Origin of the sequence: Streptomyces sp. NPDC001507 (genome assembly GCF_042894765.1) — a bacterium.
Lineage (GTDB): Bacteria > Actinomycetota > Actinomycetes > Streptomycetales > Streptomycetaceae > Streptomyces.
The window spans coordinates 476,312-495,956 of sequence record NZ_JBIAVV010000005.1 but is presented as its reverse complement, the minus strand read 5'-3'; the positions used below and the strand labels follow the sequence as shown (position 1 = coordinate 495,956).

At 72.7% G+C, this 19,645-nt stretch carries 16 protein-coding genes and 2 pseudogenes; 10 read left to right on the top strand and 8 right to left on the bottom strand.

What is annotated here, in order from left to right; genetic code table 11:
* Nucleotides 1–677: 677 nt before the first annotated feature.
* Nucleotides 678–1,979 (top strand): cytochrome P450, encoded by a 1,302-nt coding sequence (locus tag ACFY0K_RS19470; protein WP_390640864.1) that lies wholly within the window; start codon nt 678–680, stop codon nt 1,977–1,979.
* Nucleotides 1,980–2,021: 42 nt separating this feature from the next.
* On the opposite strand, the gene ACFY0K_RS19465 is transcribed toward ACFY0K_RS19470, so the two are convergent.
* A complete protein-coding gene (locus ACFY0K_RS19465; RefSeq protein WP_390640863.1) occupies nt 2,022–2,579 on the bottom strand; it encodes a GNAT family N-acetyltransferase in 558 nt (185 codons plus the stop codon).
* A gap of 510 nt (nt 2,580–3,089) precedes the next feature.
* On the opposite strand from ACFY0K_RS19465, the pseudogene ACFY0K_RS19460 reads away from it, so the two are divergent.
* The 4 genes and pseudogenes from ACFY0K_RS19460 to ACFY0K_RS19445 all read left to right on the top strand — a co-directional run.
* Nucleotides 3,090–4,457, top strand: a pseudogene (locus ACFY0K_RS19460) (NAD(P)/FAD-dependent oxidoreductase); the annotation flags it as partial.
* 75 nt (nt 4,458–4,532) lie between these two features.
* Nucleotides 4,533–5,729, top strand: a complete 1,197-nt coding sequence (locus ACFY0K_RS19455) for a cytochrome P450 (protein WP_390640972.1) — start codon at nt 4,533–4,535, stop codon at nt 5,727–5,729.
* A gap of 612 nt (nt 5,730–6,341) precedes the next feature.
* A pseudogene (locus ACFY0K_RS19450) lies at nt 6,342–6,734 on the top strand (carbohydrate binding domain-containing protein); the annotation flags it as partial.
* Between the two features lie 160 nt (nt 6,735–6,894).
* The gene (locus ACFY0K_RS19445; protein WP_390640862.1) at nt 6,895–7,125 is read left to right on the top strand and encodes a hypothetical protein; all 231 of its coding nucleotides are present in this window, start codon (nt 6,895–6,897) and stop codon (nt 7,123–7,125) included.
* Between the two features lie 24 nt (nt 7,126–7,149).
* Here the strand turns inward: ACFY0K_RS19445 and ACFY0K_RS19440 are convergent, their stop codons facing one another.
* From ACFY0K_RS19440 to ACFY0K_RS19415, 6 genes are all read right to left on the bottom strand, one after another.
* Nucleotides 7,150–8,655: an MFS transporter gene (locus ACFY0K_RS19440; protein WP_390640860.1), complete on the bottom strand. Its 1,506-nt coding sequence runs from the start codon at nt 8,653–8,655 to the stop codon at nt 7,150–7,152.
* 30 nt (nt 8,656–8,685) lie between these two features.
* On the bottom strand, nt 8,686–9,630 hold the full coding sequence (locus ACFY0K_RS19435) for an NAD(P)-dependent oxidoreductase (RefSeq protein ID WP_390640859.1): 945 nt from the start codon (nt 9,628–9,630) through the stop codon (nt 8,686–8,688).
* A 376-nt stretch (nt 9,631–10,006) separates the two neighbouring features.
* The gene (locus ACFY0K_RS19430; RefSeq protein WP_390640858.1) at nt 10,007–10,990 is read right to left on the bottom strand and encodes a LysR family transcriptional regulator; all 984 of its coding nucleotides are present in this window, start codon (nt 10,988–10,990) and stop codon (nt 10,007–10,009) included.
* 109 nt (nt 10,991–11,099) lie between these two features.
* Entirely contained in the window at nt 11,100–12,581 is a 1,482-nt protein-coding gene (locus ACFY0K_RS19425; RefSeq protein ID WP_390640857.1) for a multicopper oxidase family protein, read from the bottom strand.
* A 103-nt stretch (nt 12,582–12,684) separates the two neighbouring features.
* The gene (locus tag ACFY0K_RS19420) at nt 12,685–13,326 is read right to left on the bottom strand and encodes a DoxX family protein (protein WP_390640856.1); all 642 of its coding nucleotides are present in this window, start codon (nt 13,324–13,326) and stop codon (nt 12,685–12,687) included.
* A 286-nt stretch (nt 13,327–13,612) separates the two neighbouring features.
* A complete protein-coding gene (locus ACFY0K_RS19415) occupies nt 13,613–14,653 on the bottom strand; it encodes a Ku protein (RefSeq protein WP_390640855.1) in 1,041 nt (346 codons plus the stop codon).
* A gap of 52 nt (nt 14,654–14,705) precedes the next feature.
* Here ACFY0K_RS19415 and ligD point away from each other — a divergent pair, with 52 nt between their 5' ends.
* On the top strand, nt 14,706–15,587 hold the full coding sequence (gene ligD, locus ACFY0K_RS19410) for a non-homologous end-joining DNA ligase (protein WP_390640854.1): 882 nt from the start codon (nt 14,706–14,708) through the stop codon (nt 15,585–15,587).
* Between the two features lie 42 nt (nt 15,588–15,629).
* Here the strand turns inward: ligD and ACFY0K_RS19405 are convergent, their stop codons facing one another.
* Complete coding sequence (locus ACFY0K_RS19405; RefSeq protein ID WP_390640853.1) at nt 15,630–16,433, bottom strand: nuclease-related domain-containing protein; 804 nt, start codon at nt 16,431–16,433, stop codon at nt 15,630–15,632.
* 128 nt (nt 16,434–16,561) lie between these two features.
* Between ACFY0K_RS19405 and ACFY0K_RS19400 the strand changes: the two genes are divergently transcribed.
* The 4 genes from ACFY0K_RS19400 to ACFY0K_RS19385 all read left to right on the top strand — a co-directional run bounded on the left by ACFY0K_RS19400 (nt 16,562) and on the right by ACFY0K_RS19385 (nt 19,629).
* Nucleotides 16,562–17,041 (top strand): protein phosphatase, encoded by a 480-nt coding sequence (locus tag ACFY0K_RS19400; RefSeq protein ID WP_382731568.1) that lies wholly within the window; start codon nt 16,562–16,564, stop codon nt 17,039–17,041.
* Between the two features lie 116 nt (nt 17,042–17,157).
* Nucleotides 17,158–17,886 carry a hypothetical protein gene (locus tag ACFY0K_RS19395; RefSeq protein WP_390640852.1) on the top strand — a complete coding sequence of 243 codons (729 nt, stop codon included), beginning with the start codon at nt 17,158–17,160 and terminating at the stop codon, nt 17,884–17,886.
* A 56-nt stretch (nt 17,887–17,942) separates the two neighbouring features.
* Entirely contained in the window at nt 17,943–19,112 is a 1,170-nt protein-coding gene (locus ACFY0K_RS19390) for an ATP-binding protein (protein ID WP_390640971.1), read from the top strand.
* A gap of 280 nt (nt 19,113–19,392) precedes the next feature.
* Nucleotides 19,393–19,629, top strand: a complete 237-nt coding sequence (locus ACFY0K_RS19385) for a hypothetical protein (RefSeq protein ID WP_390640851.1) — start codon at nt 19,393–19,395, stop codon at nt 19,627–19,629.
* The last annotated feature ends 16 nt before the right edge of the window (nt 19,630–19,645 follow it).

Sequence of the window (19,645 nt, the reverse complement as noted above, 5' to 3'; positions counted from 1 at the left end):
CATCGGGGGTGTCGAGGATCCAGGCGGTCGTGTTCTGCGCGTAGGTCGTGGTGGTGCATGCGTCGTACTCCTGCCCCTCCGGGTGTAGCCCTCATCGCAGAACACCAGGTCAAGGGGTCGCCGATCAACGGTTGCCCGGAGTTGGAACGGGCTCACCGGCTTCTGGACGCCGGTCCGCGCGGTGGGTCGCACGGGCGTCGGCGGTCACGCTTCCCCGTGACTCCCCGTCAGGTCCGTGCGGGTGCGGCGCAGTTACTCCGCTTCCCTGTCACGGCATCCCGGCGTCTGGCGGTGCAGCCGGCGGCAGACGCGGTCGGCGGCGGTGGTGGCGTTTCGGGGTTGCCCCTGTCGCCCTCGCGGTGGTGCGGCCGTGGTTCGCGGACGCGGTGATCACGTGGTGGGCGCGGGGGATGCATGTCTGGAATAGGCCCTATATCACAGATGCGATGTATGCGAACATATGGGTGTGGCATCAGGTGCTGAAGACAGGCGAGAGGAGAGCATCATGATCGCCAAGCTGCTCGGGAAACTGTCCTTCACCCGCCACTACGGTGCCTACGGGTCCCACGAATGGAACGCGTACGCCGGCGACGACTAGGACCGAGCGCGTTTCCGGCGGGTGCCCAGAGGGCGCCCGCCGGATCGTGGTCACGTTGCCGAGGGCCAGGGACGGTCTCATGGGCGGAAGGAACGAGCCGCCGCGGTTGCCCGACGGGAGTTTCGCGGCCTGGAGTCGCGACCGGCTGGGGATGGCGCGCCGTGGTGCCGAGGAGTGCGGGGACGTCTGGGAGCTGGAGCCGGGTGTCTATGTGGCGGCCGCGGCCGAGTCGTGTGAGGCGGTCCTGCGTCGGGCGCACGACTTCCCCAAGGCCCCCTCACCGCTCTTCCCGCCCCTGAAGCGGTCGAGCGGAGAACCGACGCCCGAGGAGCGCGGGTACGCTCACGCCGCCCGTATGCGCGGACTGCGTGCGCAGGCGGTCGCGGCCCGGATCGGGGAGATCGCGCCCCGGACCGCTCGGTTCGCCGACCAGTTGCCGACGGGCCAGGACGTGGAGATCCTTCCGCCGGTCCGGCACGCCCTGGCGGAGATCGGCGTGCACTATCTCTTCGGCGAGGACGCTCCCACCCTGCTGCCCTACGCCTTCCAGCTCTTCCTTGCGCGGGAGGTGCTCGTACGACCCTCCCGCTGGGAATGGCCGCGCTGGGTTCCCACACCGGGGCGGCGGTTCCGCACCCGGCAGCAAGTCGCCTTCACGGACGCTCTGCGGCCCATCGTCCACCGGCGTCGTTCATCGGGCCGGCTCGGTGAGGACGTGCTGGGACAGATGCTCCGGCCCTCCCCCCACTACGGCCTGCTGCCGGAGGAGGCCGTCCTCGACACGCTCCCCGGAATCACCGTCGCCACCTTCGAGACCCCGTCCCGGGCGGCCGGCTGGATCCTGCTCCACCTGGCCCGGCACCCCGGGGCGGCGGACCGCGTCGCGGCCGAAGCAGCCTCGCTGCCCGCGGACCCGGCCGCGACGACCAGCACCCACCTCGGCAGCCTGCGGTACACCGAGGCGCTGGTGAGTGAGGTGCTCCGGCTGTACCCCCCGAGCTGGCTACTGACCCGGCACGTCCCGCGGCAGACCCAGCTCGCCGACTACACCATCGACGCAGGGTCCACCGTTCTCGTCTGCCCTTACACCGCCCAACGCGACGCGCGGGAATACTCCGAACCGGACCGGTTCCGGCCCGAGCGCTGGCTCGATGATGCGGGCTCGCCGACGAGACCCGGCGCCTTCCTCGCTTTCGGCACCGGGCCGCACGGCTGCGAAGGAGCCTCGCTGGCCATGGCGATGCTGACGCTCCTGACCGCGCAGACCGCCCGCCGCCACCACCTCAGCGAGCCGCCCGGGCCAGGACCCGGCTACCAGGTCACCACCCTCGAAGGCCTCGCAACGGTCGGCCTGCGCCTGCGCGCCGCCTTGCGCGAGTGAGGGCAGTCCGAGTCCGGCTCTCGGCGGCAGGCCGCCTGCAGCTCATGCCTCACTCTCCGTGTTTCGCTGGTCGAGTTCGTTGGCGAGCATGCCCATCATGACGAGGTCGTGGTGCCGGCCGGCGAAGAAGAGGTGTTCCCGCAGGCGTCCCTCCTCGGTGAAACCGAGCCGGCGGAAAAGTGCCAGCGACGCCTCGTTGTGAGCGACGATCGCTGCCAGGCATTTGTGGTAGCGCCGCTCGGCGAACATGAAGCGCAGCAGCAGCGTCATGGCTTCTGCCGCGTAACCCTCGCGCCGGTGCTCGGCGCCGATCGTGACGTCACACTCGAACCAGCCGGAACGAGGGCCGGTGCGATGCGAGCCGACTGTGCCGACCAACTCCCCCGTGGCCGTCGCCTCGACTGCCAACCGGAAGCGGTCGTCAGTGCTCTCGGCCACGGCCTGCTCCTTCGCCCAGGCACGGTAGCCCTCGGCGCTCCGCGGCAGATCCAGCCGACTCCCTCGCCGCCCGTCGGCGTCGGCGAAGCGCATGAAAGCCGTCCAGTCTTCGGGCTCGACAGCGCGTAGGCGGACCCGATGACCGGTCCAGGACGATGCCATGTTCTGATTTGATCACGCTGTTGTGCGCGGGAGGCTGAGTGGCACACCGAGGCAGGTGTTGGCGCCACGCTCCGGTCAACGCAGCAACGCCGGACTCGCCGGTATCGGTGCCGCTGTTACGCTGATTCTCTGACGGTATTCCGGCGCACCGTGTCACACGGTTTCCTGCGAACGGCAATCCAAAAGAGCGCGGCTCACGTATCACCGAAAGAGCACCGCGTACGTAGCAAAAGTGCTGCCGCAATCGAGAATACGTCCCTGGTCATGCGCCGACATCCTTGGTCGCGATGATCAGATCTTTCCTCGGAGGCCCGGCGAGTGCAGTGCGCCCCCACGCGCCTCGCAGGGGTGGGCAGCAGCCGGATCCTCCCTCGTCGCGCACGCCGGAGTCGCGTCGGCCTGAGGCGTTCCTGGCTCTGACGGCGTTCCCTACGCACGGTGAGGAAGCGCTGATGTACGTTCTGGTCGCCCGGCGGAGCGCCGGGAGGCACCGTTGGAGGCGGCGCCGTCATGACCGGTGTCGATGACCTGCGTGCGTTCAAGCGCGACGGCCGCATCGTGGTCGTGGGGGCGTCGCTGGCGGGTTTGCGGGCCGCGGAGTCTCTGCGCGACGAGGGTTTCACCGGGTCGCTGACGATGATCGGTGACGAGCTGGGCGAGCCCTACGACCGGCCTCCCTTGTCCAAGCAGGTGCTGACCGGGTTGGTGCCGGCCGACGGCACCACGCTGCCGCGGCGGCGGGACATCGACGCGGAGTGGCTGCTCGGGGTACCGGCGAGCGGTCTCGACCTGGGCGCCGACCAGGTGCGGCTGGCCGACGGGCGGGAGGTCCCCTTCGACCGGGTGCTGATCGCCACGGGGGTGCGGGCCCGGCCGTGGTTCGTGGAGTCCGAGGCGGCGCTGGACGGAGTGTTCGTCGTGCGGACCCGTGAGCACGCCGAGGGGCTGCGGCGTGCTCTCGCCGCCGGGCCCTCCCGGGTGCTGGTCATCGGCTCGGGGTTCACCGGTTCCGAGATCGCCTCCGTCTGCCGGGAGCGGGACATCCCGGTGACCGTCGCCGAACTCGCGCCGTACCCGCTGGCCGGTGCGCTCGGTGCGATGATCGGCGAGGTGGCGGCCCAGATGCAGCGCGCCCACGGCGTCGACCTGCGGTGCGGGGTCAAGGTCACCCGGCTGGAGGGTGACGCCCAGGGACGGCTGCGCCGTGCCCACTTCGACGACGGCAGCACCGTCGACGCCGACGTGGCGGTGGTGGCACTCGGAAGCATCCGCAACACCGAGTGGCTGCAGGGGTCGGGACTGGCGGCGGGCGGGTGGGGAGTCACGTGTGACACGGGGTGCCGCGCCCTCGATGTCCATGGCCGCGTCACCGACCACGTCTTCGTCGCCGGGGACGTGGCGCGCTGCCCGAACCCCACCTACGGGTACCGGCTCATGTCGCTGGAGCACTGGGCCAACGCCGTGGAGCAGGCCGAGGTCGCCGCCCACAACATGGTCAACGGCCAGGCGGAGCACCGGCCCCACCTGTCCATCCCGCGGTTCTGGTCGATCCAGTTCGGCGTCAACATCAAGTCCGTCGGTGTGCCCACCTTCGCCGACGAGGTGGTCGTCAGCCAGGGATCGGTGTCCGACCACCGCTTCGTCGCCGCGTACGGCTATCGGGGCCGCGTCACGGCTGCCGTGAGCTTCGACAACGGCAAGTGGCTGGACCACTACCGACGGTGGATCGAGGCTGCCGCGCCCTTCCCGCCCCGCTGCCCCACGCCGGACCAGCCGACGGACATGAAACCGGTCTCTGTCGACTTCCCCGGCCCCGCCCTGCTCGCCCAGGGCGCCACCGTGGTCGTCACCGGACACGACCCGGGCGAGCGCCGCGTCACGGCCGCGCACCGCCACCGCCGCTGCCATCAGCAGGAGAAGGAAGGCCGGACAGCCTCGACCGGGACGCCCGACATGCTGCGCCGGATCCTCGACTACTCCGCCCGGGCCGACCCGTACCCGCTCTACGCCGAGCTGCGCGGAACGCCGGTGGCCCGGCAGGAGGACGGCAGCTACGTCGTCAGCACCTACCGCGAGATCACGGACGTGCTCAACGACCCACGTCTGAGTTCCGACGTGCGCAATCTGTCGCGTCCGACGCCCTCGGGCGAGGGAGGGGCCCCGTCGTCGTTCATCCACATGGACCCGCCCGAGCACGACCGCCTGCGGCGGATGGCGATGCGCCACTTCGGCCCCCCGCACACCCCGGGGCTGGTGACCGGGCTCGAAGGCTTCCTGACCGCCACCGTCGGCGGCCTGGTCGACGAGCTGGCGGGCAAGGAGCGGATCGACGTCGTCGACGACCTCGCCTTCCCGCTCCCCGTCACCGTGGTCTGCCACCTGCTCGGCGTGCCCCGCGAGGACGAACCGCGGTTCCGCCGCTGGGTGAACGACATCATGAACTCCGTCGACTACGACCCCGAGACCGACCCGAAGGCGAGGCTGGACAACGGCGTGCGGGCCCGAAATGACTTGCGCCAGTGCCTCGGCCGGCTGGTGGAACAGCGCCACAGCCACCCCGGCGACGACCTGCTGTCACGGCTGGCCAACGACGACGGGCCGGACGGGCGGATGACCGACGCCGACATCGTCGCCACCGCCAAACTGCTGCTGATCGCCGGTCACGAGACCATCGTCAACCTCATCACCAACGGCATGCTGACCCTGCTGCGCCACCCCCACGTGCTGCAACGCCTGCGCGACGAACCGAACCTGATCGTGCCACTGGTCGAGGAACTCCTGCGCTACGAACCGCCCGTGCACATCATCCCCTGGCGGGCCGCGTACAGCGACGTCACCGTCGCCGACACCGTCATCCCCCAGGGCTCGCAGATCATGCTGATGCTGGCCTCGGGCAGCCGCGACCCGAACCGCTTCCACGACCCGGACCGCTTCGACCCCGACCGGCACGACAACCAGCACCTCGGCTTCGGCAGCGGCATCCACCTCTGCTTCGGCGGCCCACTCGCCCGGCGGGAGACCCAGATCGCGCTGACCGAGCTGGTCCGCCGCCTCGACCGGCCCAGGCTGGTCGTCGACCCGCCGCCGTACCGGCGCAGCCCCGTTCTTCGGGGCCCGGTCCATCTGGACGTCGAGCAGGGTGACGGTTGACGCGGCAGCCGAGGGCCGTCGGAGGGTCGCGCCGCAGACGGCCCGGACGGCCCGGACGGCTCTGCAAAAGGCGTCGGGCGTGGCTTCTTCGGCCGGGCCCGGCTGAACGTCCGCAGTGGGCGCTGCGTATGAATTCCGCCGGAACAGCCCTGGCGCTGTGCCAGGGGACGGAAGGAGAGCACGGTGCCCACACCGCCCGCGTCCGACGCACCGGACGACCGCACCGCGCTGGAACCCATCCGCGTGCTGCGCATGCGCAACACCGACGCGCTGGCCCAGCTGCTCGACGACATCCGCCAGGACGACGACTACCGCGGGCGTGCCGCCGTGATCGCACCCGTCGCCCATGACCCCGCCGACGGCGAGACAGAGGAACTCCCGCCTGTCCCCCGCCTCGCGGACCGCCCGCGCCTGGGGCCCGGACAGCGCCGGGCGGCCGTGGTGATCGCGGTCGCCGCGGCAGCCGTGGTCGGCTTCGGCTGCGCCCTCCTGGTCCCCGGCGCCACCGAGGCCGCCCCGACCGCACCCTCGGCGAGCGCATCGAGCGCATCGACCGATCCGGCCTCGGCGACCCCCACGTCGGCTGCCCCGAGCGCGACCGGGGTCGCAGGCGCCTTGGCCAACCCCGGCTTCGAGTCGGGCGGCCTCTCGCCGTGGAACTGTGCCGGAAACCCGGGCTCGATCGTCTCCGCCCCCGTCCACACGGGGGCCAAGGCCCTCCAGGGGAAGGTGAGTTCGAACGGCACCGGGCAGTGCGACCAGACCGTCGCGGTACGGCCGGACACCACCTACTCGCTCACCGGCTGGGTCCGCGGCTCCAACGTCTACCTGGGCGTGAACGGCGGCGCCTCCACCTGGGTCACCTCCCCGTCAACGTTCAGCCCGCTGACCGTCTCCTTCACCACGGGCGCCTCCCAGACCAGCGCGACGATCTACGTGCACGGCTGGTACGCGCAAGGCGACTACTACGCCGACGACATCGCCCTGAACGGGCCCGTTGGCGGCAGTCACACGTAGCGCCCCATCGAGTACGGGGCGCTGTCCTGTACTGGGCGGTGGGGGTGTACGGGTTTCACAGCTGGCGGACCGGGGGAGCGCTGTCCATGCGGATACCCCGGAGCGACGGGGGCTGTCGGGGCCAGGGGTCCGCGTGCATGATGACGCAATGACTTCCTGGCTGAGCGCCCGGAGCACATGGCTGCTCGTACTGCTCCTGTGGGCGATCACGCTGCCCGCCGCCCTGCTCGGGATCGCCCTCGACCGGGCCTTCCTCGAGCACCCCCCGCTCCAGCCCTTCGCCTCCCATGTCCCGATGGCAGCGGGCGGCTCGTTCTTCGTCGCCGCCGCCTGCGCCGGGCGGCTGCGGCACAGCCGACGGCGCCCGCAGGACAGATGACGGGTGCGGCCGGGCCGGCGGGCCTCAGGCCGGGGTCGGGATCCTTGCTGCGGGGGGCTTGTCAGGGCACCGCCGGCGGGCGTGGAGGGCCACCAGGGTGGCGAGGCCGGCCGCTGCCGCTCCGGCGAGCATGGCTGCGCGGTCGCCGACCACGGTGCTGCTGTGGCCGGTGCGGTCCACGGCGTCGGCGATGGCCGGGAGCAGCGCCGCCCCCAGGGCCGCGCCCAGCTGCCGGCTCATGTTGATCACACCGCCCACCAGGCCCTGGTCGCGGTCCGCGACGCCCGAGCTGGCGGTCACCATGCTGCCGAACGCCGTGCCGGCGGTGCCGAGCCCGACCAGTACCACGGCCGCCAGCGTCGGACGGTAGCCCCCGGCCGACGGCAGCTGGGTCAGGACCACGAAACCGGCGGTGGCTGCGAGGGCGGCGAGCACCAGCACGCGCTGGATGCCGACGTGCCGCGCCAGCCGGGCACCGAGCAGCCCGGTCACCAGGCCGACGATCCCCTGCGGGGCGATCACCAGGCCGGCCGCGAGCGGGGACATGTGCAGGTCTTCCTGGAGGTACACGGAGAGCACCAGCATCTCCCCGCCGTTCCACAGGCCTAGCAGCAGCATCAGGGCTCCGGCGCTGCGCAGCCCGCAGGTGCGCAGCAGCGCGGGGCGGACGAGCGGATCGGCACGCCGTTGCTCGACTTCGAGGAACGCCGCGAACCCCAGGACCGACAGTCCGAGCGGAATCAGCACGCCGGCGGATCCCAGCCCGGTGGTCGCGGCCTGGGAGACGGCGTAGACCAGCGCTGCGACGGCCCCGGTGACGAGCACCGCGCCGGCCGTGTCCAGGTGCCGCCCGGCCCGGCTCAGCCTCGACTCGCGCAGGAGCCGGCGGGACAGCAGCAGGGCGGCGATCCCGACCGGGATGTTCACCAGGAACACCGAGCGCCAGCTGGAGAACTCCACCAGGACCCCGCCGAGCACCTGCCCGGCGACGAAGCCGACCGACGCGGTCGCGCCGTACAGGCCCAGCGCGCGGGTCCGTCGCGGGCCCTCGGGGAAACCCGTGGTGATCAGGGAGAGCGCGGCGGGCGCGACCATCGCGGCGCCGCACCCCTGCACCATGCGCGACGCGATCAGGAGCAGCGGGTCCTGCGCGAGCCCGCCGGACAGCGACGCTGCGGTGAAGACGCCGATCCCGACCATGAACATGCGGCGCCGCCCGTAGAGGTCCCCGGCCCGTCCGCCGAGGATCAGCAGCCCGCCGAAGGTGATCGCGTAGGCCGTGACCACCCACTGCACCGAGGCGGCCGAGATGCCGAGTTCGTGCTGGATCGACGTCAGAGCGACGTTCACGATGCTGAAGTCGAGCACCACCATGAAGGCCGCGACGAGGATCAGCGCGAGTCCCAGCCGGTGGTGCTCGGTGGCGGAGGCGTCCGCCGCGGCCGTGTCCCCGCGCCGGCCCGAACCCGACGGCCGGGGCAGTGGGTGCGCGGGGAGCGCTGGGGCCGACGGGCCGGCATGTGCGGTCATGACCGGGGTCCTCTCAGGTGCGGTGCCTGGTCAGGCGGTGGTGTACACCGCGGCCAGGTCGTCGTCGGCGTGCCGTTCCGCGGCGTGCCGCCAGCGCGGCAGCAGCGCCTGGGTGAGGGCGAGTTCGGTACCGCTGGCCTGCGCGGCCTGCACCGCGAGCTCCGCGTCCTTGAGCGCGTCCCGGAGTGCGAAGGCGGGGGTGAAGTCGCCGGTCAGCATGGTGGCGGCCTTCTGCATGGCATACGGCGACCCGAGCGGCGTCGACTGCAGCAGGTCCACGATCGCGCCGGGGTCCAGGCCGAGCCGGCGGGCGAAGGAGAGGGTCTCGGCGGTGGTCTCGGCGAGGTCCACGAGCCAGTTGTTGAGGACCAGCTTGGCGCTGGTGCCGTTGCCGGCCGGCCCCAGCCAGACGGTGGCCTTGGCGAGCGCGGCGAACACCGGGGCGAGCTGGGTCCGCCTCCGCTCGGGGCCGCTGGCCAGTACGACGAGCTGCCCGGCCCGGGCCGGGCCCTCGCTGCCGGAGACCGGGGCGTCCACGAAGGTCACGCCGGAGCGGGCGGCGGTGCGTGCCAGCCGGGCCGTCCAGTCGGCCCCGATGGTCCCCATCTGCACCCAGACCATCCCGGGAGCGGCGGCCAGGAAGCCGTCCGGCCCGGTGGCCGCCCGTTCGGTGGCGGGACCGTCGGTGAGCATGGTGATGAGGATCCCGGCGCCCCGGACGGCGTCCGCCGGGGTGGGTGCCACGACGGCGCCGGTGGCGATGAGGGGGGCGGCGCGGTCGGCGGTGCGGTTCCACACCCGTACGTCGAAGCCGGCGCGGGCCAGGTTGGCGGCCATCGGTCCGCCCATCCGCCCGGTGCCCAGGAAGGCGATCGGCGGCGTCGCCGCTTCGGGGCGTCCGGACCGGTCGGCGTGGCCGGGTGCGGTGTCGTCGCGGGGTGTGGTGGGCCGGCGTGCGGGCAGGTCGGTGCTCATGGCGTTCCTTCCGGGGTGGACCCGGCGACCGTCACCGCGGTGGTCCGATGCGGTCCGGTTCGGCCCGATGCGGGGTGGGCCTTGGTGACGGAGGCTCTTGATTCGACCGTCGCACCCGTGGAGAGCCGCTGGTAGTGGGCTCAGGGTTGCCGGGATACAAGCAGGGGTTGTAGCGCCGACCGCGACACGACCCGCCGCGCCACACCCCGCGATCCATCCGCGCCACACCCAGCGCCCCGCCGCGCTGCACCCCGGACCCATCCGCGCCACACCCCGGACCCATCCGCGCCACACCCCGGACCCGCCGCGCCACACCCCGGACCCGCCGCGCCACACCCCGAACCCGCCGCGCCACACCCCGCGGCCCGCCGCCGCGCTACGACCCGCCGGCCGCCGTCCCCGGTCGGCGGGTCCGTGCGCCGTCGCGTTGCCGGTTCCGGCGGCTGAGGATGTGGGCGATCAGGTCGCGTGCCGCGCCGCTGGGCGGGCTGGTGGCGCCGTCCCAGACGGCGCGCAGGGTGCGGCGGAGGTCGAGTTCCGGCGTCCGTACGGCGACGAGCCGGCCCTCCGCCAGGTCGTCGGCGACGGCGAGTTCGCTGATGACCGCGGGAGCCGCGCCGGCCAGCGCGGCCGCCCGGATCGCCGCGGTGGTGGACAGCGACAGCGCCGCCGGCGCCTGCTCGGCCCCGGGACCGAGGACGGCGGCCAGCGCGGCCGCGAAGGTGTCCCGGGTCCCGGACCCGGCTTCCCGGCTCACCAGCGGGGTGCGGGCCAGTTCGGCGGCGCCGACGATCCGCGGGCGCGCCCATGGATGCCCGGGAGCGACGACGACGGCGAGGCGGTCGTGGCCGACGGCCCTGCCGTGCAGCCCGGGGGGCTGCTGCGGGCCCTCCGTGAAGCCGATGTCCGCGATGCCCTCGGTGACGTGCGTGACGACCATGGCGGTGTTGGCGTAGGTCAGGACGATCTCCGGGGCGTCGCCGCCCTCGGGGGTCTCCGCGCGGAAGGACGCCAGCCAGCCCGGCAGGAGCAGTTCGGAGATGGTCGAGCTGGCGCTCACCCGGAGCCGGGTGCGCTGGCCGGTCCGCAGGGCCGCGATCCCGGCGTCCATGTCGGCCGCGACGTCCAGCAGCCGGGCGGCCCACTCCGCGATCATGACGCCTTCGACGGTCAGGGTGGACCCGCGCGGGGTCCGGTGCACGAGGGTGACCCCGGTCTGTTTCTCCATCGCGCGGATCCGCGCCGAGACGGCCTGCTGGCTCACTCCGGCCTTCCGGGCGACGCTGTTCAGGCTGCCTTCCCGGGCGACGCCGAGCAGCAGTTCCAGCGCGGCCAGGTCGGGAACATGCGTGCTGAGCACCGTGCCGGCCCTCCCAGCTGCGAGCCAGGTCTGTTCCCGTCCAGCGTACGACCGCGGCCCCGGACGGCAGCCCCGCAGGACCGCCCCGGTCGGCCGTCCCGCCCGCCGGTCACTTGCCGGGCGAGTCCGCGTGGGGCGCGACGATGTCCAGGACGGCCATCATGCCCTTGTCCTCGTGGTTGAGGATGTGGCAGTGCACCACGGTCCTGCCGGTGAAGTCGGTGTAGTGGATGCGGAGGACCGCCTTGCCGCGCACGGGTACGTCGATGGTGTCGTACCAGGCGTGGGACGGGTCGTGGGCCTTTCCGTTGATGCTCATGAGCTGGAAGTCGTTGGTGTGGATGTGGAAGGAGTGGGTCTCGTCCGAGTCGTTGCGGACGGTCCACTCCTCGACGGTGTCGAGGGTGCCGGTGAAGTCGGTCCGGTGCGGGTCGTACAGCCGGCCGTCGATGTAGTACTTCGTGCCGGCCTTGTTCTCCGTGAGGACGACGGTCCTGCGGACCGCGATCTTCGCGTTGCTCAGGTCCTCGTGCGGGGCGATGCCGGTCGGCAGGGTGGCGCGGTGCACGGGCGTGCCGCCGGTGACGACGGTGGCGAGGTCGGCCCGGGGGAACTTGTTCCCGGCCGGGCCGGTGTCGTACCGCAGGGTCTCCAGCCGCGTGACACCGGGCCGGCCGCCCTGGACCAGGACGTCGAAGCGCGCTCCCGCCGGGATCACGATCGTGTCCTGGTCGTACGCCTTGCGGACGGGGATGCCGTCCTGGGTGATCACGCGGAAGCGGGAGCCCTGGAGGTGGAGCTTGTAGTAGATGTTCGCCCCGATGTTGGCGAGCCGCCAGAGCTGGGTCTCCCCGGGCCGGATGCGGATCACCGGGTTCTGCTGGCCGTTGACCGTGCGGTTCGTGGGCGCCCCGATCTCGAGGTCGTGTGTCTTGATCGAGTCGCCCTCGACCTGGAAGTCCTTGAACGCGATCGTGTGCTCGGTGATGCGGCGCAGCGACGGGGGCAGGTGCTGCTGGAGGCCCTCGACGACGATGACGCCCGACTCGCCGCCGGCGACCTGCGGGGCGGACGTCATGTCCGCGTGCGAGTGGTACCAGAACGTGCCGGTCGGATGGTTGAACGGCAGCTGGTACCTGTAGTGGTACGCGTGGTTGTACTTGATGGCGACGAAGATGTCGTCGGAGGGGCTGCGCGGCGAGACGTGCAGCCCGTGCGTGTGCAGGTTGGTGTCGGCGTCGATGCGGTTGGTCATCGTGAGGTCGATGCGGTCACCGGGCCGCACCCGCAGGGTGGGCGGCATGTACGCCCCGTTGTAGGTGGTGGCGTACAGCCGACGGTCGCCGACCTGCACCTTCCGGCGTTCCACCACGATGGCCGCCTTCAACAGGCCGTTACGGCTGACCAGTTCCGGCGGGTCCTGCAGCCGCGGTCCGGCCGGGGTGCTGTCGCCCGCCCGGGGCACGGGCCGCGGGCTGCCGGAGGGGTCCGCGGCCGGTGTGAGGTTGCCGCAGCCGGCCAGCCAGCCGGTGGCGAGGAGCAGGCCCGCGACCCGCAGGGCGTGCGCGGAACGGGTGCGGGACCGGGTCACGTCTCTCCCAGGGAAACCGAGCTCAGCCGGAATGTAGGAGGAATGTAGGAGGCGGGACCCCGCCGCTCGGCGTGCCACGCGCACGGAGCGGCGGCAAGACCACTCAGATGCTCAGCGCGACCGCGGCACCGATGCCGCCCACACCGAGCGCGACGGCGGCCGGGAACCAGCCGCCCGAACGCCAGGGGAAGAAGCGGTCGAGGGAGAACCGGCCCGGGCCGATGGCGGTGAGGGCGAGGGCGACGACGCAGATGGAGACGCTGTACTCGACCCCGCCGTTCTGGATCCACAGGCCGTGGGCGCCGCTCACGGTCACCATGGCGTTGATCATCACGCCGATGACGGCCGCGGCCGCCAGCGGGGTGAGCAGTCCGACCGCGAGACCGAGGCCGCCGCAGAGTTCGGAGAGACCTCCGATCGCGGCGAAGACCTTGCCCGGGTGGTAGCCGAGGGCGTCGAAGCCTCTGCCGGTGGCCGTCAGGCCCGACCCGCCGAAGATGCCGAACAGCTTCTGCGCACCGTGGCCTGCCAGCAGCAGTCCGAAGGTCAGCCGGATCAGCAGCAGTCCGCCCTCCGCGGCGGACAGGCCGGGCACGGCACCGGCGGCACGCGTCTCACCGGGCGGCCCCGAGGTGGTCCTGGCCGTCGTGTCGGCGGGCCTGCGGGTCTCCGCCGCGGGGGCGCGTACCTGGGTCAGTGACAGGGCGCGGGTCCGGCCGAGGGGGTGGAAATGCAGTGCGCGCATGACAGTGCCTTCACGAGTGGGGACGACAAACTGTCCGGCCGCCGTGCGGCGGACCTCCCCCGTCGTCCAGCATTGCTCCGGTTCCGCACCATATCCAGCAGAATGCCGGAATATGCACTATTGCGAATGGCGATAACCAACCCCGCCCGCAGGCGGGCCCACGGCCGCCACGGTGACTACCCGTCAGAGGAGCCGGGATTCGCACCGGACACGGGCCAGGCGCTCAGCCGGCTGCAGCATCTTCGTGGCCGGTCGCGCAGTTCCCTCGCGCCCCTTCGGGGCGCTCTCACGCGGAGCGCTTGCGGGATGCAGCCGTCTTCTTGGCAGCCGCCTTCTTCGCCGGCGTCTTCTTGGCGGTGGACTTCGTGGCCGTCGCCTTCTTCGCCGTCTTGGCCGTCGCCGCCTTCTTGGCCGACGCCGCCTTCTTCGTCGTCGCCGCCTCCTTCGCCGTCGGCCGTTTCGCCGCCGTCTTCCTCGCCGCGGACGCGGACTTCTTGCTCGGCAGCGTCGTGACCTGCGCCTCCTCGGTCTCCGCCGCCTCGGCGCCCTCGCCCCGCGACTCCTTCGCCGCCCGTACGCTCTTCTCCAGGGCCGCCATCAGGTCGAGGACCTTGCCGCCCTTCGCCGGCTCGGGGGCCTCCGGCGGGGTCTCGCCGGCCGCCTTCGCGGCGACGACCTCCTCCAGCGCCTCCCGGTACTCGTCGTGCAGGTCCTCCAGGTCGACCTCGCCGAGGGTGTCCATCAGGGCGTCCGCGAGGTCGAGTTCCTTGTCGCGGACCCTGACGTCGACGTCGGGGGCGACCCCCTCGGGCGCGCGGACCTCGTCCGGCCAGAGCAGGCCGTGCATGGCGATGGCGTCGCCGACCACCCGGAGCATGCCGAGGCGTTCGCGGCCGCGCAGGGCGTACTTCGCGATGGCCACCTTGTTGCTGCGCTTGAGGGCTTCGCGCAGGAGGGTGTACGGCTTCGCGGCCGGGGCCCCGGAGGCCGCCAGGTAGTACGCGGCGTCCATCTGGAGCGGGTCGATCCGGTCGGCCGGGACGAACGCGACGATCTCGATCGTGCGGGCGGTGGGGATGGGCAGGTGGGACAGGTCCTCGTCGGTGATCGGGACGATCGTCCCGTCGGCCTCCTCGTACCCCTTGCCGATCTCCGACTGGGTGACCTCGCGGTCCTCCAGCTCGCAGAACTTGCGGTACCGGATGCGGCCGTTGTCCTCGGTGTGGACCTGACGGAAGGAGATCGAGTGGCTCTCCGTGGCGTTCACCAGCTTGATCGGGATGCTGACGAGCCCGAAGGAGATCGCGCCGTTCCAGATGGATCGCACGTGCGGCTTCCCTCCGTCCGAATACCAGGTGTTTGTATGAGATTGTCATCGTATGACGCCGATCACAGAGGTGGACGGGCGAAGGGTCGCGCTCAGCAATCTGGAGAAGGTGCTGTATCCGGCGACCGGGTTCACCAAGGGCGAGCTGCTGCACTACTACGCGACGGCGTCCGGGGTCCTGCTGCCGCACCTGCGGGACCGGCCGGTCTCGTTCCTCCGGTACCCGGACGGTCCTGACGGCCAGGTCTTCTTCGCCAAGAACGTGCCGCCGGGTACGCCCGAGTGGGTCACGACCGCCGAGGTGCGCCGGTCGGAGGGGGCGGCCCGGATGGTGCTGGTGCAGGACCTCGCCAGCCTGATGTGGGCGGCGAACCTGGTCACCGAGTTCCACACGCACCAGTGGCTGGTGGGGACGCCGGACGAGGCCGACCGGATCGTCTTCGACCTGGACCCCGGTGCGCCCGCCACGGTGGTGCAGTGCTGCGAGGTCGCGCTGTGGCTCAGGGAGCGGCTGGCTGCGGACGGGATCGAGGCGTACGCCAAGACGGCCGGGTCGAAGGGGCTGCATCTGCTGGCGGCGGTGCGGGGGTCGTCCAGCGAGCGGGTCAGCGAGTACGCGAAGGCGCTGGCGGTGGAGGCGGAGCGGGCGCTGCCGCGGCTGGTGGTGCACCGGATGACGCGGAGTCTGCGGCCGGGGAAGGTGTTCGTGGACTGGAGCCAGAACGCGGGGCGGAAGACGACGGCCACCCCGTACACGGTGCGGGCGCGGCGGGAGCCGACGGTGTCGGCGCCGGTCACGTGGGAGGAGGTCGCCGAGTGCCGGACGGCGGGACAGCTGGTGTTCCGGGCGGGGGACATCGCGCCGCGCGTCCAGGACCACGGGGACCTGCTCGCCCCGCTGCTGGACGCGGGGCGCGCGGCGACGCTGCCGTGAAGGCCCCGAGTACCCCTGCGGTCCTGCAAGCCCCCGAGGGCCCTACACCCTCCCCCAGGTGTTCCGGTCCCGCGCCATCGCGTGCAGGGCCTCCACGTCCGCCGGCTTGAGCACCCCGCCCAGGCGGGACAGGGTGTCCAGGTCACGGTCGCGGAGGACGTGGACCTCGCGCGGCGGGGCGGTCAGCCGGACGTCCGCTGGTTCGGTCAGGGCCAGCACCGGGCGGACCTCGGCCGTGAGGGCGTACGAGGCCCGGTCGGCGTCCGCCCGCAGGCGGCGCAGCAGCGGCTGGGGCTCACGCCGGCCCAGTGTGATCATCGGGTCGGCGATCAGGACCTTCTGCTTGCGGGCGTAGAGAGAGTGCACGCAGAACAGGCCGCCCGGCCCGATCAGCAGGTGGTGCAGGCGGTCGCCGCCGGGCAGCGGGACGGAGTGCAGGGCGTGCCAGCCGGCGCCGTCCAGGCGGTCCAGGGCGTCACCGACGGTCTGTTCGGCGGTCAGGGCGCGGCGGCGCGGGTCGGGGCGCAGCCGGTGGGCCGGGCCGGGGTCCCGGTCGAGGGCGACCAGCAGTGCCTCACCGGGGCGGTTGGGCGCCAGGTCGTCGTCGGGATGCAGGGTCAGCCGGGCCAGCTCCGCGGGGGTCGGCACGGGCGGCGGGCCGATCGTGACCGGGCCGGTCAGGAACGGCCCCAGGGTCTCCAGCACGTCGTCGCGCCGCTCCTCGCTGAGCAGGTTGACCCGGCCCGCCTCCCGGTCGTACCAGGCGATGTTCCTTCCGTCCGCGAGGCATACGTACAGTCGCTCCTGACCGTGCCGCCAGGCCGGCACGACGCGCAGTCCGGTCATTGCGTCATCACCCCTCGACCATGGGAACAGGCGGGGTGCTCCAGGGGCAAGAACCCCGCTACCTTTGACAGGGGTTGGCGCGCGCAGCGGGGAGGCGCCGGGTGCGGATCCGTGGGGAGCAGTACGAGGTGCCGGCTCCGGACAGTCCTTGGAGCGAGGTGCTGCCCGGTTTGTGGATGGGCGGGCACGAGTTCCGGGCGCGTTCGGGGCGGCTGGAGGCTGCCGTGGTGCGGGACGAGTTCGATCTGGTGCAGAGCCTGCTGCGGATGCCCGGGCACGGTCCGGCCGACGGGGTCGAGCACCATGTGTGGCCGATACCGGACGGGCCGCTGGACGGCACCCAGCTCGCCGGGGTGATGCGGCTCGCACGGGCGGCCTGCGAGGCCCTGGACGCGGGGCGGTCGGTGCTGGTGCGCTGCTACAGCGGGTACAACCGGTCGGGGCTGGTGGTCGCGCAGGCGCTGGTCCACCAGGGGCGTACGGCCGAGGAGGCGATCCGGCTGGTCCGGGCCCGGCGCTCGCCCTGGGCGCTGCACAACGAGCTGTTCGTGGCCTACCTGCGGGCCGGTCTGTCCACCGCCCGCCTCCTGGAGGACCTCGCCGAGTAGCCTCTCCCGTGCACCGGCGGCCCCCAGGCGCAAAAAGGACTTCCCTACAAATCTGCGAATAAGGTGTACGGGGCCTCCCGCCCATCGACCACCGACCCCGCCGAGCCAGGAGCAGCGTGCCAGCCCGTCGTCCCGCCCGTACCGCCGTGACCGCGGCCGCCGTCGCCCTGCTGGCGGTGACCGCGGCCGGCTGCGGCGACTCCGGCGGACTGCGCGGGGCCGGGGCGGCACCGACCGCGGTCAGCCCCGCGAAGCTCTGGCCCGACCTGCGGCCGGCGTCCAGCCCGGCCTGGCCCTATGACGAGGGCAGCACGAAGACCGTGAAGGGGATCACGGTGCCCGGCGACGACATCCGCCGGGTGGACCCGGTGACCGTCGTACGGGCGGAGATCGCCGCTGACCCGGCGGACTACGGCTCCACGGGGGCGTACCACGGGACCGCGGAGCGGATGAAGGAGTGCACGGCGGGCGGCGGCGGGGCGCGCTGCCCGCTGCTGAAGCCGTACTACCGGGACCTCACCGGGGACGGGCGGGACGAGCTGACGCTCGGCTTCCGGCTGTACCCGACCAACCAGACCGCGGTGCGCGTGTACACCGTCGAGAACCACCGGCTCCAGCAGGTCCTCGACGACGACGACGCGATCATCGGCGTCGAGCTGGCCGGGCGGACGGTGATCGTGCGGTCGCCGGCCGGGATCAGCGGGTACGAGTACCGGACGACCTGGGTGTGGGACCCGGGGCGGAAGGCGATGGTGTTCTCCCGGGACGAGTTCCAGCGCACCGGCAAGGGGCACGGGCACCACACCCGCCGGCCGGTGCCGTCGGCCTCGGCGGGCGCGCGGTGAGGCTCCCGCGCTGGGCCGGCACGCTGGCGGCGAAGTCGGCCGCGTTCATCACGGTGATGTGCTGTGCGCTGGCCGCGCTGCTCGGCGTCCTGGTGCACGTGTCGGTCACCGACCAGACCGTCACCCAGGCCCGCGACCAGGCCCTTGACCGGCTCACGGAGGCGACGGGCGCGTACGAGGCGGGGGACGCGCTGCCGCGGGGCGCCCGCGTCGACCCGCGAGGGCTGCCCGCGCAGCTGCGGGCGCTGGCGCTCTCCGGGGACCGCGGCACGATGGTCGCCCGGGACGACGGCCGCCCCACGATGTGGGCGGCGGGCCCGGCCGACGGCCACCGGACGCTCGCCGTGGCCGTCGACTACTCCCAGCAGGCCCGCACCATCGCCGGCCTGGACAGCTCCATCCTCTGGTCGTCGGCGCTGGCCATCGGGGCGACGCTGCTGGTCGGCGCGTTCGCGGTGACCCGGGTGACCCGGCGGCTGCACGGCACCGCACAGGTGGCCCGGCGGATCAGCGCCGGTGACCTGGACGCCCGTGTGCACGACCCCCGTACCAAGGACCCGACCCGCCCGCAGGACGAGGTGGCCGCGGTCGCCGCCGCACTGGACGGCATGGCGGCGTCGCTGCAGAGCAAGCTGCTGAGCGAGCAGCGGTTCACGGCCGACGTGGCGCACGAGCTGCGGACGCCGCTGACGGGGCTGCACGCGGCGGCGGAACTGCTGCCGCCGGGGCGGCCGACGGAACTGGTGCGGGACCGGGTGGCGGCGCTGCGCACGCTCACCGAGGACCTCCTTGAGATCTCCCGCCTCGACGCGGGACGGGAGCGGCTGGAGACCGACGCGGAGGCGCTGGGCGCGCTGGCCGAGCGGGTGGTGCGGGCGTCCGGGACGGAGACCGAGGTGAAGGTCGTACGGGACGTGTGGGTCGAGACCGACCGGCGGCGGCTGGAGCGCGTGCTGGGGAACCTCGTCGCCAACGCGCACCGGCACGGGCGCGGGCCCGTGGTGCTGACGGTGGAGGGGAACGAGGTCACCGTGCGGGACCACGGCGACGGCTATCCCGAGTACCTGGTGGTCCACGGACCGCAGCGGTTCCGGACGGAGGGCGGGGCGAAGGGCCACGGGCTGGGGCTGACGATCGCGGTGGGGCAGGCGGAGGTGCTGGGGGCTCGGTTGTCTTTCGCGAACGCGATCGACGGCGGGGCGTTGGCGACGTTGACGCTGCCGTAAGGGGGGGTGCGGTGGGTTGCGCGGCTGCGGGTGCGCAGGGGTTGCTCGCGCAGTTCCCCGCGCCCCTGAAAAAACGGGGCGCCGCAGTGCGCCCCTTCAGGGGCGCTGGGGGTACCCCCGGCCGAAGGCTGGGGGAGGAACTGCGCGACAAGCCCCCACCGGCCGGCACACGGACCACTGCCCTCGCCCCCCCTTCGGCTCACCGCAGAAGGCGCCCCCCGCACACCCCTCCTAGCGTGGCCCATAGTCAGGTCCGCACCGATCGCCCGCCGGAGGCTCCATGCTCCCCCGCCGCACCTTCATAGCCGTCACCGCCGCCCTCGTCGCCCTCTGCGGCGCCGCCCCAGCCCTCGCCGACGGCGGCTGGGGCAACAGCGATCCGGTGGCCGGTCAGGTCGACGACCCCGACGACGACGGCCGCGTCGACGGCGTCGGCAACACCGACGGCACCGGCGGAACGACCGGCAACGACGACTTCGACTTCCTCGGCCCCGGCGGCCCGGACGCCCCCGCGTGACCCCGGCCGTACGCCA

What these genes read in the sequence shown, in the direction of transcription:
- ACFY0K_RS19420 (WP_390640856.1), bottom strand. Translation starts at nt 13,326, where the DNA reads ATGCGCGCACTGCATTTCCACCCCCTCGGCCGGACCCGCGCCCTGTCA.
- ACFY0K_RS19385 (WP_390640851.1), top strand. Translation starts at nt 19,393, where the DNA reads ATGCTCCCCCGCCGCACCTTCATAGCCGTCACCGCCGCCCTCGTCGCC.
- ACFY0K_RS19445 (WP_390640862.1), top strand. Translation starts at nt 6,895, where the DNA reads ATGACTTCCTGGCTGAGCGCCCGGAGCACATGGCTGCTCGTACTGCTC.
- ACFY0K_RS19465 (WP_390640863.1), bottom strand. Translation starts at nt 2,579, where the DNA reads ATGGCATCGTCCTGGACCGGTCATCGGGTCCGCCTACGCGCTGTCGAG.
- ACFY0K_RS19405 (WP_390640853.1), bottom strand. Translation starts at nt 16,433, where the DNA reads ATGACCGGACTGCGCGTCGTGCCGGCCTGGCGGCACGGTCAGGAGCGA.
- ACFY0K_RS19455 (WP_390640972.1), top strand. Translation starts at nt 4,533, where the DNA reads ATGCTGCGCCGGATCCTCGACTACTCCGCCCGGGCCGACCCGTACCCG.
- ACFY0K_RS19470 (WP_390640864.1), top strand. Translation starts at nt 678, where the DNA reads ATGGGCGGAAGGAACGAGCCGCCGCGGTTGCCCGACGGGAGTTTCGCG.
- ACFY0K_RS19390 (WP_390640971.1), top strand. Translation starts at nt 17,943, where the DNA reads ATGTGCTGTGCGCTGGCCGCGCTGCTCGGCGTCCTGGTGCACGTGTCG.
- ACFY0K_RS19440 (WP_390640860.1), bottom strand. Translation starts at nt 8,655, where the DNA reads ATGACCGCACATGCCGGCCCGTCGGCCCCAGCGCTCCCCGCGCACCCA.
- ligD (WP_390640854.1), top strand. Translation starts at nt 14,706, where the DNA reads ATGACGCCGATCACAGAGGTGGACGGGCGAAGGGTCGCGCTCAGCAAT.
- ACFY0K_RS19435 (WP_390640859.1), bottom strand. Translation starts at nt 9,630, where the DNA reads ATGAGCACCGACCTGCCCGCACGCCGGCCCACCACACCCCGCGACGAC.